Source organism: Pseudomonas entomophila (genome assembly GCF_018417595.1).
Lineage (GTDB): Bacteria > Pseudomonadota > Gammaproteobacteria > Pseudomonadales > Pseudomonadaceae > Aquipseudomonas > Aquipseudomonas entomophila_C.
In genome coordinates, this window is record NZ_CP070982.1 from 361,742 (window position 1) to 375,118 (window position 13,377).

Genomic DNA, 13,377 nt, shown 5'->3' on the forward strand with positions numbered 1-13,377 from the left:
GTACGCGCACTCCCGCAGGTGCGGCACGGCGGCTGCGGGGGAGTGTTTCCGAGTCAGTCGTGGCTGAGGGAAAAACACCGCTGCACCAGTGGGAATTGCCCCGTGCGGCATGTTGAAAGCCCCACTGTTTAGCGCTCGCATTAATTCCGAGACTGGGTAGGTCAAGCCTTGCGAGGCCGTAACCCATTCAAGGAATTACCTGCATGCACCTTTCTGCACTAAACCCTGCCGCCCTGCTAAACAGCGCTGCGCATGTCAGCTCTGAATTCGATGGCCCAGCCTTCACTTCGATCATCGAGGCGGATACCAACGACTTCGCGTCCATTACCGCGTTGAAAGCACGCCTGGAGGACGGCTCGTTGACCTCGGTCCAGCTGGTGACCCGCGCGTTGGCGCGCATCGCGGCGCTCGACCGGGAGGGGCCGAGCCTGCAAGCCGTGATCGAAACCAACAGCGAGGCGCTTGACATCGCTGCAAGCCTGGACGTGGAGCGCGCGGCGGGCACTCTGCGTGGGCCTCTGCATGGTATCCCGGTGCTGATCAAGGACAGCGTCGATACGGGAGACTGTATGCAGACGAGCGCTGGCTCGCCGGCGCTGGTGGGTGAACCGGCCGCTGCGGATGCCTATGTTGTGCAGCGCCTGCGGGCCGCTGGCGCGGTGGTGTTGGGCAAGACCAACCTCAGTGAATGGGTCGGTATGCGTGACTGGAGCACAATGCCGCTTGGCTGGAGTGGGCGCGGTGGGCAGACGCGCAGTGCCGTGGGGCTCGACTTCCCGGTGCATGGCTCAAGCGCTGGCTCGGCAGTGGCGGTCAGTGCCGGCTACTCACCGATGGCCGTCGCGACCGAGACCAATGGATCATTGGTGGGGCCGGCGATGGTCAGTGGGGTGGTCGGGTTGCGCCCGACGTTGGGCCTGCTCGACCAGTTCGGCCTGGTGCCGCTGACGAAGCGGCAGGATACCGCGGGCCCCATGGCGCGCAGCGTCATGGATGCTGCGTTGCTGCTCGCCGCGATGTTCGGGGTCGACGGGCCTGGTCCCGTTGTGGAGGGCGCTCCCACGACGTTGATCGACTATGCATCAGGGCTGGACAGCAATGCGCTGCAGGGCGCGAAACTAGGCTATCCGGCAATGGCCGCCGACGGCACCCCGCTGAATCAGCACCCGGAGTTCGCCATCATGGCCGCCAGGCTGGAGCGTGCCGGCGCGACGCTGGTGCCCGTTGATTTCACCTTCCCGTCGCTGAACGAGGCGCAGATCGTTGTGTTATGCGTCGACGTGAAGCGTGAACTGGCGACCTACCTGGCCAGCCGACCCGGTATAGCAGTGAAGACCCTGGCTGACGTGATTGCCTTCAACACCGCCAATCCTGATGAGGCGGGCTATGGCCAGGACATGCTGCAGCTTGCCGAATCACTGAGCATTCCCGAGCCGCTCTACCAGTTGTTCGCGGACCAGTTACGCAACGAAAGCCGCAAGCTGATCGATGACGCCCTCGCAGCGCATGGCCTGGTCGCGTTGGTCGACCTGACTCTCGGCTATCTTGCTGGGTATGGGGCGCAGGCTGGCTACCCGGGTCTCACGGTACCGGCAGGTTCCGGGCCGTCCGGACGGCCCATGGGTTTGTACTTCGCGGGTTCGAAATGGTCCGACCAGACGTTGTTGTCGCTAGGCTACGCGTTCGAGCAGGCCGGCGACTGAGGTTTCCTGTCCGCGTGGACAAATTGGCGCGGCTTCACGCCGTGCCTTTTCCGGTGGGGTCTGCGAAAATGCCCCCACCTTTCTGCCGGATATCGCCATGACTGCCCTGAAGAACGATCGTTTCCTGCGTGCACTGCTCAAGCAACCCGTAGACGTCACCCCGGTCTGGATGATGCGCCAGGCCGGCCGCTACCTCCCGGAGTACCGCGCCAGCCGCGCCAAGGCCGGTGACTTCATGAGCCTGTGCATGAACCCGCAGTTCGCCTGCGAGGTGACGCTGCAGCCGCTGGACCGCTACCCGCTGGACGCGGCGATCCTCTTCTCGGACATCCTCACCATTCCCGACGCCATGGGCCAGGGTCTGTACTTCGAAACCGGCGAAGGCCCGCGCTTCAAGAAGGTCATCAGCACCCTGGCGGACATCGAAGCCCTGCCGATCCCCGACCCACAGAAGGACCTGGGTTACGTGATGGATGCGGTCAGCACCATCCGCCGCGAGCTCAACGGCCGCGTGCCGCTGATCGGTTTCTCCGGCAGCCCGTGGACCCTGGCCACCTACATGGTCGAGGGCGGCTCGTCGAAGGACTTCCGCAAGACCAAGGCCATGGCCTATGACAATCCCGAAGCCCTGCACCTGCTGCTGGACAAGCTGGCGCAGTCGGTCACCAGCTACCTCAACGGCCAGATCCTGGCCGGCGCCCAGGCGGTGCAGATCTTCGACACCTGGGGTGGCAACCTGTCGGCGGCGGCCTACCAGGAGTTCTCCCTGAACTATATGCGCAAGATCGTCAGCGGCCTGATCCGCGAGCACGAAGGGCGCAAGGTGCCAGTCATTCTCTTCACCAAGAACGGTGGCCTGTGGCTGGAAAGCATCGCCGAGGCCGGTGCCGACGCGCTGGGCCTGGACTGGACCTGCGAAATCGGCGATGCCCGTCGCCGCGTGGGTGACAAGGTGGCGCTGCAGGGCAACATGGACCCGACCGTGCTGTACGCCAAACCCGAGGCCATCCGCAAGGAAGTGGCGCGGATCCTGGCCAGCTATGGCAAGGGCAGCGGCCATGTGTTCAACCTGGGCCACGGCATTACGCCGGAAGTCGATCCGGAGCACGCGGGTGTGTTCATTAACGCGGTGCACGAACTGTCGGCGCAGTACCACCAGTAATCGGCGCGTTATGCGAGAAGCCCGGCCATGTGCCGGGCTTTTTGTTGCATTAAGTTTGAATTCAGCGATCGTCGGTAATCTGGGACCATCGAAACGCAAACAGGACCCGATCACCATGAAAGCCCGTTACCTGCCTCTGATCCTCGCCCCACTGTTCAGCACTGCCGCCCTGGCCGCCGGCTACACCGGCCCGGGTGCCCAGGCGGTGACCACCGTCGCCGCCGCCAAGGAAGCCGCCGACGACACCCCAGTGGTGCTGCAGGGCTTCGTGACCAAGAAGATCGACAACGACGACAAGTACGAATTCAAGGACAACACCGGCACCATCACCGTCGAGATCGACAACGAAGACCTGCCGCCGACGCCGTTCAACGAGAAGACCCGGGTCAAGCTGACCGGCGAGGTGGAGAAGCACCTGATGAGCCGTGAGGTGGATGTGGATATCGTTGAAATCATCAACTGATCTGGCGGCCTATTCGCGGGTAAACCCGCCCCCACAGGTACAGCGGCGTACCTGTGGGGGCGGGTTTACCCGCGAATGCTTCACACTGATTTGGGCGGCAGCTTGCTCAGGTGCAACGCCACCAGCAACGCCACCGCCAGCAGGCTGCCGATGAACAGCCCGATGCCGTTCCACCCTGCCATGTGCCAGAACACCCCGCCCGCCGTTCCGGCGACACTCGACCCGGCGTAATAGCAGAACAGGTACAACGACGACGCCTGCCCCTTGGCCTTCAATGCCCGGCGCCCGATCCAGCTGCTGGCCACCGAGTGCGCGCCAAAGAAACCGAACGTGAACACCAGCATGCCGACAATGATCATCGCCAACGGGCTGGCCAGGGTCATCAGCAGGCCGCCCGCCATCACCAGGATACTGGCCCAGAACACCTTGCGCCGGCCCAGCTTGTCAGCCAGGGCGCCGACCTGCGCCGAACTGTAGATCCCCGACAGATACACCACCGAGAGCAACCCGACCAGCGCCTGGTTCATGTGGTAGGGCCCGGCCAGCAGCCGGTAGCCGATGTAGTTGAACAAGGTGACGAAGGCGCCCATCAGCAGGAAGGCCTCGAGGAACAACCAGGGCAACCCCGCATCCTTGAAGTGCATGGTGAAGCCGTCCAGCAGACTGCGCGGGTTCAGCGCCTGGGGGCGGAAGTTGCGCGATTCGGGCAGCACCTTCCAGAACACCAGCGCCGCCACCAGCGCCAGGCCGCCGATGGTCAGCATCGCCGTGTGCCAGCTGACGAAGTCGATCAGCACGCCGGTAATCAACCGCCCGCTCATGCCGCCGATGGCGTTGCCGCCGATATACAGCCCCATGGCCAGGCCGATGTGCTGCGGGTGGATTTCCTCGCTCAGGTAGGTCATCGCCACCGCCGCCAGGCCGCTCAACGACAGCCCCACCAGGGCGCGAGTCGCCAGCACCAGCTCCCAACTGGGCATCACCGCACTGGCGAGGGTCGACAGGGCGGCACACAGCAGGGCGAAGACCATTACCGGCTTGCGCCCGATACGGTCGGAAATCGGCCCGGTGATCAGCAACCCGAAGGCCAGCATTGCGGTGGACACTGACAACACCAGGCTGCTCTGCGCCGCATTGATGGAGAACTCCTGCGACAGCAGCGGCATCATCGGCTGCACGCAGTACAGCAGGGCGAAGGTGGCGAAGCCGCCGCTGAACAGGGCCAGCACGGTCTTCATGAAGGCGGGGGTGCCTTTCTCGATCCAGATATCGCTGAAGGCAGGCTCGGGCTCGACAGGCAGGGGCGCTACGGCGGATCTCACGGGCGGGTACCTCAGGTGTTGCGGTGAAAAAAATCATATAGCTGGCTAATGATTAGATCCAATATATTGTTCGACCTGTTTGATATGTCTGGCGACCTATTGGAGTCGATCATGGAACTGCGTCACCTGCGCTATTTCATCGCCGTGGCCGAAGAGCTGCATTTCGGCCGCGCGGCCCAGCAACTGGGGATCTCACAACCGCCCTTGAGCCAGCAGATCCAGGCCCTGGAGCAGGAGCTGGGGGCGCGCCTGTTCGAGCGCACCAACCGTCGGGTCGAGCTCAGCGAGGCGGGGCGGCTGTTCCTGGAGGAAGCGCGGCAGGTGCTCGCCCAGGTGGAGAAGGCCGCCGACGTGGCCCGGCGCGCGCAGTTGGGTGAACTGGGCGAGATGAAGATCGGGTTCACCTCCTCGGCGCCGTTCACCTCGAAAATCCCCAAGGCGTTGCATGCTTTTCGCCAGCGCTTCCCGGCGGTGCACTTGAACCTCAAGGAAATGAGCAGCCGGGACGTGGCCGAAGGGGTGTTCGACGAGTCGATCGAGGTGGGCCTGATGCGGCCGATGCCGTTGCCCGAGGGCCTGGTGGCCACCGAGTTGCTGCGCGAGCCGCTGGTGGCGGTGATCAACGCCTCGCACCCGTTGGCCCAGAGCGCTGGGCCGGGGGTGTACATGGCGGACTTGGCGCAGGAGCCATTCGTGTTCTTTCCTCGCAGCTATGGCAGCGGGTTGCATGCGCAACTGCTGAGCCTGGCGCGTCAGGCGGGTTTCAGCCCGCATTTCGCCCAGGAGGCGGGGGAGGCGATGACCATCATCGGTTTGGTGTCGGCGGGGTTGGGGGTGTCGGTGTTGCCGGCGTCGTTCCAGCGCATGCGCATCGACGGGGTGGTGTACCGCACGCTGCTGGATGAAGAGGCGGTGACGGCGGTGTGGCTGGTGCAGCGTGAACGGGGTGGTTCGGCAATGGCCAAGGCCTTTGCCGAACTGCTCACCGGCAAGTTGTGCGGCTGAATAGCCGGCTCCTGCAGGGAGCATGCGCCTCGGGCTTTGAGGCGCATGGAGCGGTCCTTGATCAGTTGAGCGCGTTGCTTTGCTGTTGCACCAGGCTCTGCGTGTGCGCGGCATTCAGTTCGCGTACGATGCTGCGGTCCAGGTTGTAGACCCAGCGGTTGTAGTTGCGGTGGATCTTGCCGTCGTTGTAGCCCAGCTCGCGGCTGTCGCGGTAGGCGATGCGGAACTGGCTGGGGCTGTAGTGGATATCCACGGCGGCGAAGAAGGTGTTGCGCACGGTGATATCGGCCTGGATCAGGTTGGGGCCGACGTTGCGCGCGGTCCAGCCACGCTCGGCGATGGCCTTGAGGATCGCCTGTTGCACCTGTGGCTGGCTGTAGGCATGGCTGGCGGTCAGTTGCTCAGTGGGGTTCAGCACCGGTTTCGAGGTGCAGCCGGCCAGGCCGGCCAGCGCCAGGCCGAGGGCCACGGCGCGGATGGATGGGGACATTCCTTGCTCTCCGTTAGGGGGATCTCAGGGCCAGCGACGGAAGATCAACGAGGTGTTGACCCCGCCGAAGGCGAAGTTGTTGTTCATCACATGTTCGTGGTTCATCGCGCGGAACTCGCCGCGCAGGTAATCCAGTTCGCCGCAGCGCGGGTCGATGTGGTCGAGGTTGAGGGTGGGCACGTAGCGGTCGCTGTTCAGCATCTCGATGCTGAACCACGACTCCAGCGCGCCGCAGGCACCCAGGGTGTGGCCGAGGAAGCTCTTCTGCGAACTGATCGGCATGCGTGGGCCGAACAGGCTGCTGGTGGCTTGGGTTTCGGCGATATCGCCCTGTTCGGTGGCGGTGCCGTGGCCGTTGACGTAGCCGATCGCTTCGGGGGCCAGGCCGGCGTCTTCCAGGGCCAGCTCCATGGCCCGGCGCATGGTGGCCTGCTCCGGGCGGGTGGTGTGCTGGCCGTCGGCATTGCTGCCGAAACCGACGATCTCGGCATGGATCCGCGCACCGCGGGCCAGGGCGTGTTCCAGCTCCTCGAGCACCAGCATGCCGCCGCCTTCGCCGATCACCAGGCCATCGCGGTCGATGTCGTAGGGGCGCGGGCTCAGGTGCGGGGTGTCGTTCTTCAGGCTGGTGGCGTAGAGCGCGTCGAACACCATGGCCTCGGTGGGGCACAGCTCTTCGGCGCCACCGGCGAGCATCATCGGCAGGCGCCCGAACTTGATCGCCTCGTAGGCGTAGCCGATGCCCTGGCTGCCGCTGGTGCAGGCGCTGGAAGTGGGGATCAGGCGCCCGGTGAGGCCGAAGAAGATGCTGATGTTGGCCGCCGTGGTGTGGGGCATCATGCGCACGTAGGAGTTGGCGTTCAGACCGTCGGCCACCGAGTTGAGCAGCATGTTGCCGAAGGCCTTGATCTCGTCGGTGCTGCCGGTGGATGAACCGCAGGCCACGCCCATGCGGCCGTCGCGGATGCTTGCATCGTCGAGCAGGCCGGCGTCGGCCAGGGCGCGCTCGGCGGCGGCGACCGCCAGGCGCGACACCCGGCCCATGCTGCGCAGCTGTTTGCGGGTCCAGTGGCCGGGCACCTGGAAGTCATCGATGGGGCCGGCCAGGCGGGTGTTGAGTTCCTCGAAGCGGTCCCATTCGTCCATGCGGCGGATGCCGCTGCGGCGCTGGGCGAAATGCCCGGCGATGGTGGCCCAGTCATTGCCCAGGGCGGTGAGGCCGGCCATGCCGGTGACGACGACGCGGCGCATCAGCACAGCCCTCCGTTGACCGCCAGCACCTGGCGGGTGATGTAGGCCGCCTCGGGCGACATGAGGAAATTCACCGCGCCGGCCACTTCTTCCGGCGTACCCATGCGCCCGGCAGGGATCATCTTCAGCAGCTCGTCCACCGGCACGTGCTCGTCGAGCATGGCGGTGTCGATCAGCCCCGGGGCCACGCAGTTGACGGTGATGCGGCGCTTGCCCAGCTCGATCGCCAGGGCCTTGGCGGCGCCGATCAGGCCGGCCTTGGAGGCGCTGTAGTTGACCTGGCCGCGGTTGCCGATCAGCCCGGACACCGAGGTGACGCAGACGATGCGGCCCGGCGCGCGGCGGCGGATCATCGGCATCGTCAGCGGGTGCAGGACGTTGTAGAAACCGTCCAGGTTGGTGCGCATGACCTGGTCCCAATCCTCTTCGGTCAGCGCCGGGAAGGCGCCGTCGCGGGTCAGGCCGGCGTTGCACACCACGCCGTAGTAGGCGCCGTGGGTCTCCACGTCGGCTTCCAGGATGGCCTTGCAGGCCGCGCGGTCGGCGACATCGAACTGCAGCACCCGTGCCTGCTGGCCCAGGGCCTGGACCTCGGCGGCGACGGCGTCGGCCTCGGCGCGGCCGCTGCGGCAGTGCAGGACCAGGTCGAAACCGGCGCGTGCCAGGCGCAGGGCGATGGCCCGGCCGATGCCACGGCTGGAGCCGGTGACCAGGATGGTGTCAGTCATGGGGGGACTCCTCAGGGCCCGCCTCGGCCAGGTAGCTGGCCACTTGCGGCGGGCGGTAGACATTCAGGCGGGCGCTGGCGTGGATGCCGGGGCCGCGCAGGTGGCATTCGAACACGCCCATGCCGTTGTCGTCTTCCAGCGAACGCAGTGCGTGGATGTGCAACTCGGCGCCGGCCGGGAAGTGCTCGACGTCGCATTCGTACTTGCGGGTGCCGAGCAGGAAGCCCAGCTCCACGGGCTGGCCGAGGCGACGGGCGCGGCAGCCGGCGTAGGCAGCCACGCTCTGGGCCATCAGCTCCAGGCCCAGCCACGCCGGCAGGCTGCCGTCGGCGCGGTTGAACAGGCCGCCGGGACGCACGGTGGTACGGGTGTGGATCTGCTCCTCGTCGCAGCTGTCGACCTGATCGATCAGGATCATGTCGCCGGCGTGGGGCAGCAGTTCGGCCAAAGGCCAGGCAATCATGGGGTGTCTCCGAGAATCAGGCTCACATTGTTGCCGCCGAAGGCGAACGAATTGCTCATCAGTCGGCGCGGGCGGCCCTGGGGCAGGCGATGGCCGCTGTCGGCCAGGGCCAGGTTCGCCAGTTGCGGATCGCGCTGGCCGTCCCACACATGAGGGGGCAGCCGGCCGTCCGGGTTGTGCCCGCTCAGGGCCAGCCAGCAGAAGGCCGCTTCCAGCGCGCCGGCCGCGCCCAGGGTGTGGCCGGTCATGGGCTTGCTCGACGAGCAGGGCGTGCCGGCGCCGAACAGGGCATGCACGGCCAGGCTTTCCATGGCGTCGTTGTGCTGGGTGGCGGTGCCGTGCAGGTTCAGGTAGTCGATCTGCGCCGCGGCCAGGCCGGCATTGTCCAGGGCCTTGGCCATGGCTTGCAAGGCACCTTTGCCGGTGGGGTCCGGTGCCGAGATGTGGTGGGCATCGGAGCTGGCGCCGGCTCCGAGCAAGGCGATGGCATGGCCTTGCGCCGGGCGCGTGCGGGTCATGACGAACAGCGCCGCGCCTTCGCCGATGTTGATGCCGTCGCGGTTCACCGAGAACGGGTTGCAGCGTTGTTCGCTGACCGCGTCCAGGGCACTGAAACCGTTGAGGGTCAGTCCGCACAGGCTGTCGACGCCACCGCACAGCACCGCGTCGCACAGGCCCAGGTCGAGCAGGCGGCGCGCGCTCAGCAGCGCCCGGCCGCTGGAGGTGCAGGCGGTGGAGATCACGTAGGCCGGGCCGCTCAGTTGCAACCAGTCGGCGAGGAATTCGGCGGGGGCGCTCAGCGCTTGCTGGTCGTAACGGTAGCTGTCGGGCAGGGCCCCTTCGCGCAGGTAATGGGCGATGCCGGCGCTGGCTTCGGCGATGCCCGACGTGCTGGTGCCCAGCACCACGCCGACCCGCTGCGGGCCGAAGTCGGCGATCACCTGGCGGATCGTTGGTTCGATCTGCAGGGCCGCGCAGTAGAGCAGCTGGTTGTTGCGGCTGTGCTGTTCGGGCAGCGGCACGGCGGGCAGCTCGCCGCTCACCGCACCCACGGGAGGGCGGCGGTCCGGCACCCAGCCGTCCTGGGGCTGCATGCCGGAGCAGTCACCGGCGAACAGGCGCGCGGCCACCTCGGCCTGGCCGCGACCGAGGGCGCAGACCAGGCCCAGGGCGTTGAGGTAGGCAGTCATGGTGTGCTCTCGCTGGGCAATGGGCTGACTTCATAGCGCAAGCCCTGGCCCAGGTTCAAGGTGAAACGGTCGCTGGCCCGATAGCTGACCTGCCAGCGGTCGCCCAGCCAGCGTTGCTGGCCCTGCTGGCGGGCCTGTGGATAGAGACGCTGCAGTTGCTCGGCGGGTGTCAGGGCGAACAGCACGGCGGCGAACAGTTCGCGCGCTGCCGGGTTGGGCGGCAGCAGGCCGTCGGCCTGCCAACGTGTGCCATCGAGCAACTGGCGGGCCTGGGGGATGCCCAGCAGGTCGAGCAGCGACCAGCGCAGGCGGTGGTCCTCGCCCTGGATCACCAGCAGCCAGTCCTGGCGTTGGCTGTCCTGCTCACGCTGCACGTGCAACTGGCGTGGCAGCGTCAGCGAAGGCAGTGTCTCGGGCAGCGGCGGGTGCGCGGCGCAGGCACCGAGCAACAGGCACAGGCACAGCGCCAGCAGGTGTTTCATGGTTGCTCCAGTGGCTTGCGCGCCACCACGTTGACCAGGGTTTCCTCGCGCTGGCCAACCGGTGGCGGCTTGCGCAGGCCCAGGCGTTCGAGCAGGCCGAAGTCCTTCGAGCGGCTCCACCATAGATAAGGGTAGGACACGTTGTGCGCGGCAAATTCGAAGCCTTGGTCGCGCAGCATCTGCAGGTAGCCTTCAGCGCTTTTCTGCACATGCATGGGGTGGCGGAACAGCCAGCGGATCACCCAGGTGTCGATGTAGGCTTCGGTGGACTCGGCGAACAGCAGGTAGCCACCGGGCTTGAGCACACGGTGGAACTCGGCCAGGGCCTTCTCCTGCTCCACCAGGTGGTGGAAGGTCTGGTGGCAGAACAGGATGTCGACGCTGGCGTCGGGGAACTGCAGCGCCGCGCAGTCGCTGCCGCGCAGCTCCACTTCGACACCCAACCGTTGCGCCTCGGCGGCGCTCAGCGCCAGGCTGTGCGGGTCGGCGTCGGTGCCCAGCAGGCGTGACGGTGCGAATGTTTGCACCAGGTGCTTGAACGACTTGCCCTGGCCGCAGCCGGCGTCCAGCAGCACCGGCGCCTGGGGCGGTTCGCCGTCGAACAGCCGGCGCAGGTCGTTGATCGCCACGCGCAGCACATGGTGCTGCCAGGTGTGGCTGCGCAGGAACCAGAAGCCGATGCGGGTCTCTTCGACGTAGGTGTCGCTCAGGTAAGGCTGTTGGCTCATGCCGGCTCCCTCGCGCACAGCTCGGCCAGGGTGCGCAGGCGGCGCTTGGGCTCGGCGACGAACGGGTTGCGCAAGTCCCAGGCGTAACCGGCCAGGATCGAGCTGATCATGGCGCGGATCTCCGGCGAGCTGCCGGGGTGGTAGATCACATCCTGGAAGCTGCCGTCGTACCAGCCTTCGACATAGGCGCGGAAGGTGTCGACGCCGCGCTTGAGCGGCGTGGCGAACTCGGCCTGCCAGTCCACCGCCTCGCCCTCCAGCTGACGGTGCAGCAGGTTGGCGGCCATGCTCGCCGAGCGCATGGCGATGGTCACGCCCGAGGAGAACACCGGGTCGAGGAACTCGGCGGCATTGCCCAGCAGGGCGAAGCCCGGGCCGTGCAGGGTGCTGACGTTGGCCGAGTAGCCACCGATGGTACGCGCCGGGGTGTCCCACACGGCGTTGGCCAGCACCTTGGCCAGGCTTGGGGTCTGGGCCACGAAGTGCTTGAGGCAGGCGTCCAGGTCGGCCGGTGCCTCGGCGAAGCGCTCGGCGGCGGCGACCACGCCGAGAGACGTGCGGCCATTGCTGAACGGGATGGTCCAGAACCAGATGTCACGGTGTTCGGGGTGGGTGGTGATGAGGATCTTGTCGCGGTCGAAACCGGGGTGGTCGATGCGGTCCTCGATATGGGTGAACACCGCCTGGCGCACCGGGAAGTTCGACGGTGCTTCCAGTTCCAGCAGGCGTGGCAGCACGCGGCCGTAACCGCTGGCGTCGAGCACGAAGGCGCTTTCCACTTCATATTCGTCACCCTCGGGGCGGCGCACCCGCACACGCGGGCAGTCACCGCCCATGTCGACGCTGACGATCTCGTGCTCGTAGCGGATCTCCACGCCCTGGGCTTGCGCCTGGTCGGCGAGCAACTGGTCAAACTGCGCACGCTGCACCTGGAAGGTGCTCGGCTTGCCCTGGGAGAAGGTCAGGCCGAAGTCGAACGCGCTGTATTCTTCGCCCCAGGCGAAGGCGGCGCCGTTCTTGTGCTGGAAGCCCGCCGCTTGCACGGCCTCGAGCATCCCGGCCTCTTCGACGAAGTCCAGGCAGTGGGACAGCAGGCTCTCGCCGATGGAGAAGCGGGGGAAGCGCTGGCGCTCCAGCACCAGCACATCGTGGCCCTTGCGCTTGAGCAGGGCGGCGGCGATGGCGCCGGAAGGCCCGGCGCCGATCACCAGCACCTGGCGTTGTTGCAGTTCACAGTTCGGCATGAGGGCTCCTTGCCGTCGGGGCAGTATTCAGGGGAATCCGGTGCAGGCCGGCCAATGCCGGCATCAGGGTGGCGACCAGGCTCATCAGCATCAGGGCGAAGTACAGCGCCGGGCCGATCAGCCCCTGTTGCAGCAGCAGGTTGAGAAAAACGATTTCGCTCAGGCCGCGGATGTTCAGCAGCAGGCTCTCGCGCCACTTGCTCGCGCCGGCGAACGACGGGGCGGCCCAGCACAAGCCCAGCCAGTTGCCCAGCAGCTTGCTGGCGATCGGCAGGGCCAGCAGGGCGGCCAGTTGCAGCGCATCGAAGCCTTGCAGGGCGTGGTGCACGTCGATTTGCACCACGCCGTAGGTGAGGATCAACGGCACCGCCACGCCCTGTTGCAGGCGGCGGTTCCAGGTGCTCGACAGTGGCAGGCGCATCGGGACCTTGAGCCAGGCCAGGCAGGCCAGGTAACCGATACCGAAGACCAGGGCGTTGAGCCGGTAGTGCTCGGCGACGAACAAGAGTGTCAGGAACAGCGCCCCATACACCTTGGGCGCTCGCAGGCCGATAAAGTGCAGCGGCACGGGCAGGACCGCGGCCAGCAGCGGCCAGGCCAGGCTGCCTGGTTGCAGGCTGCCCTGGCCGAGCCCCAGCAGCAGCCAGCAGGCCAGGTCGATGAGGATCGCCGCCTGCAACAGGCGCCGGCTGGCCGCGGGTGGATAGTCGATGGCGCGCAGGTACAGGTACAGCACCGGGATCGCGGTGATGGCGAACACCAGGCCCAGGGCCAGCGCGGTGAGGCCGCCCTGGTCCAGCAGCCACAGCGCGCAGGCCAGGCCGCAGGCGAAGGGTACCAGGAAACTGGGTATGGCGAGTTTCAGCGCCTCGCGGTCGACGCGCAGCTCGGCGACGTCGGCGAGGATGTGCCCCAGCAGCAGGGCGAAGCTGCAGCCGTACAGGGTCTTGAGCCAGCCCGGCGCGACCAGCGCGGCGCCGTCGAGCTGCCAGTGCGGCTCGACCCACAGCAGCATCAGCAGCGGCAGTACAAGGGTCGCCAGCAGCAGCTGGCTGACGATCGGGATCAGCCCCACGCGCTTGCCGAGCGCGCAGGCCAGCGCGAACAGCAGCAGGGCCAGGGCCCAGAACAACAACACGGTCATGA

The 13,377-nt window shown here is 66.7% G+C and carries 14 protein-coding genes; 4 read left to right on the forward strand and 10 right to left on the reverse strand.

The features are described from left to right. Nucleotides 1-203 precede the first annotated feature (203 nt). The 3 genes from JYG34_RS01555 to JYG34_RS01565 all read left to right on the forward strand — a co-directional run bounded on the left by JYG34_RS01555 (nt 204) and on the right by JYG34_RS01565 (nt 3,328). A complete protein-coding gene (locus JYG34_RS01555) occupies nt 204-1,703 on the forward strand; it encodes an amidase family protein (protein ID WP_213659228.1) in 1,500 nt (499 codons plus the stop codon). Nucleotides 1,704-1,800: 97 nt separating this feature from the next. Next, entirely contained in the window at nt 1,801-2,865 is a 1,065-nt protein-coding gene (gene hemE, locus JYG34_RS01560; protein ID WP_213659229.1) for a uroporphyrinogen decarboxylase, read from the forward strand. Nucleotides 2,866-2,980: 115 nt separating this feature from the next. Beyond that, nucleotides 2,981-3,328, forward strand: a complete 348-nt coding sequence (locus tag JYG34_RS01565; protein ID WP_213659230.1) for a NirD/YgiW/YdeI family stress tolerance protein — start codon at nt 2,981-2,983, stop codon at nt 3,326-3,328. 80 nt (nt 3,329-3,408) lie between these two features. Here the strand turns inward: JYG34_RS01565 and JYG34_RS01570 are convergent, their stop codons facing one another. Beyond that, nucleotides 3,409-4,650, reverse strand: coding sequence for an MFS transporter (locus tag JYG34_RS01570; protein WP_213659231.1), 1,242 nt, complete (start codon nt 4,648-4,650; stop codon nt 3,409-3,411). A 111-nt stretch (nt 4,651-4,761) separates the two neighbouring features. Here JYG34_RS01570 and JYG34_RS01575 point away from each other — a divergent pair, with 111 nt between their 5' ends. Next, the gene (locus JYG34_RS01575) at nt 4,762-5,655 is read left to right on the forward strand and encodes a LysR family transcriptional regulator (protein ID WP_213659232.1); all 894 of its coding nucleotides are present in this window, start codon (nt 4,762-4,764) and stop codon (nt 5,653-5,655) included. 61 nt (nt 5,656-5,716) lie between these two features. Here the strand turns inward: JYG34_RS01575 and JYG34_RS01580 are convergent, their stop codons facing one another. From JYG34_RS01580 to JYG34_RS01620, 9 genes are read right to left on the reverse strand one after another with little or no spacing between them, the layout of a single operon-like run. Next, nucleotides 5,717-6,145 (reverse strand): hypothetical protein, encoded by a 429-nt coding sequence (locus JYG34_RS01580; RefSeq protein WP_213659233.1) that lies wholly within the window; start codon nt 6,143-6,145, stop codon nt 5,717-5,719. 24 nt (nt 6,146-6,169) lie between these two features. After that, nucleotides 6,170-7,396, reverse strand: coding sequence for a beta-ketoacyl-ACP synthase (locus tag JYG34_RS01585; protein WP_213659234.1), 1,227 nt, complete (start codon nt 7,394-7,396; stop codon nt 6,170-6,172). After that, nucleotides 7,396-8,124, reverse strand: coding sequence for a 3-oxoacyl-ACP reductase FabG (gene fabG / locus JYG34_RS01590; protein WP_213659235.1), 729 nt, complete (start codon nt 8,122-8,124; stop codon nt 7,396-7,398). Before fabG ends, JYG34_RS01585 begins: the two co-directional genes overlap by 1 nt. Further along, nucleotides 8,117-8,587: a hotdog family protein gene (locus JYG34_RS01595; RefSeq protein ID WP_213659236.1), complete on the reverse strand. Its 471-nt coding sequence runs from the start codon at nt 8,585-8,587 to the stop codon at nt 8,117-8,119. The genes fabG and JYG34_RS01595 overlap by 8 nt, the downstream gene beginning before the upstream one ends. Then, entirely contained in the window at nt 8,584-9,777 is a 1,194-nt protein-coding gene (locus JYG34_RS01600; RefSeq protein WP_213659237.1) for a beta-ketoacyl-[acyl-carrier-protein] synthase family protein, read from the reverse strand. The genes JYG34_RS01595 and JYG34_RS01600 overlap by 4 nt, the downstream gene beginning before the upstream one ends. After that, entirely contained in the window at nt 9,774-10,259 is a 486-nt protein-coding gene (locus tag JYG34_RS01605) for a hypothetical protein (protein WP_213659238.1), read from the reverse strand. Before JYG34_RS01605 ends, JYG34_RS01600 begins: the two co-directional genes overlap by 4 nt. Beyond that, the gene (locus JYG34_RS01610; RefSeq protein WP_213659239.1) at nt 10,256-10,987 is read right to left on the reverse strand and encodes a class I SAM-dependent methyltransferase; all 732 of its coding nucleotides are present in this window, start codon (nt 10,985-10,987) and stop codon (nt 10,256-10,258) included. The genes JYG34_RS01605 and JYG34_RS01610 overlap by 4 nt, the downstream gene beginning before the upstream one ends. After that, nucleotides 10,984-12,231, reverse strand: coding sequence for an NAD(P)/FAD-dependent oxidoreductase (locus JYG34_RS01615; RefSeq protein ID WP_213659240.1), 1,248 nt, complete (start codon nt 12,229-12,231; stop codon nt 10,984-10,986). Before JYG34_RS01615 ends, JYG34_RS01610 begins: the two co-directional genes overlap by 4 nt. After that, nucleotides 12,218-13,375, reverse strand: coding sequence for a sodium:proton antiporter (locus JYG34_RS01620; RefSeq protein WP_213659241.1), 1,158 nt, complete (start codon nt 13,373-13,375; stop codon nt 12,218-12,220). Before JYG34_RS01620 ends, JYG34_RS01615 begins: the two co-directional genes overlap by 14 nt. Between the last annotated feature and the right edge of the window lie 2 nt (nt 13,376-13,377).